1 rRNA gene is annotated in these 912 nt (G+C 51.1%); it reads left to right on the forward strand.

Features of this window, described 5'->3' with window-relative positions:
• Window positions 1-912: ribosomal RNA gene (locus tag CRP01_RS41705) — 23S ribosomal RNA — on the forward strand; the annotation flags it as partial.

Below are 912 nucleotides of genomic sequence, written 5' to 3' on the forward strand. Positions count from 1 at the left end.
TAGAGGGTGAAAGTCCCGTACATGTAAGCTTATAATTGATAGGAGTATCCTGAGTAGGGCGGGACCGGTGAAATCCTGTCTGAATCTGGCGGCACCATCCGCTAAGGCTAAATACTTCTGAGAGACCGATAGTGAACCAGTACCGTGAGGGAAAGGTGAAAAGAACCCCAAGAAGGGGAGTGAAAAGAACCTGAAACCGTGCGCCTACAAGCGGTCGGAGTCCTTCGGGATGACGGCGTGCCTTTTGCATAATGAGCCTACGAGTTACTCCTGACTAGCAAGTTTAAGGTTTTAAGGACTGTAAGCGAAGCGAAAGCGAGTCTGAATAGGGCGATAGCTAGTTGGGGTAGACGCGAAACCGAGTGATCTACCCATGGGCAGGTTGAAGGATGGATAGTCTCTGTCTGGAGGACCGAACCAGTACATGTTGAAAAATGTTTGGATGACCTGTGGGTAGGGGTGAAAGGCCAATCAAACTCGGAGATAGCTCGTACTCCCCGAAATGCATTTAGGTGCAGCGTTGTGAAGAGTATCATGGAGGTAGAGCTACCAATAGGGCTAGGGGGCTTCACCGCCTACCAACCCCTGATGAACTCCGAATGCCATGATATTGCAACAGCAGTGAGGGCGCGGGTGCTAAGGTCCGCGTCCGAGAGGGGAACAACCCAGACCATCAGCTAAGGTCCCGAAGTACTAACTAAGTTGAATGAACGAGGTGGGGATGCTAAGACAGCTAGGATGTTGGCTTGGAAGCAGCCATTCATTTAAAGAGTGCGTAACAGCTCACTAGTCGAGCGTTCCTGCGCGGAAAATAATCGGGCATCAAGTTAGTCACCGAAGCTATGGACTCTACGGAGTGGTAGGGGAGCATTCCAGTTGCGCAGAAGTTTTGCTGTGAGGCAAGGTGGAGCG

Source organism: Flavilitoribacter nigricans DSM 23189 = NBRC 102662, assembly GCF_002646595.1.
Taxonomy (GTDB): Bacteria; Bacteroidota; Bacteroidia; order Chitinophagales; family Saprospiraceae; genus Flavilitoribacter; species Flavilitoribacter nigricans.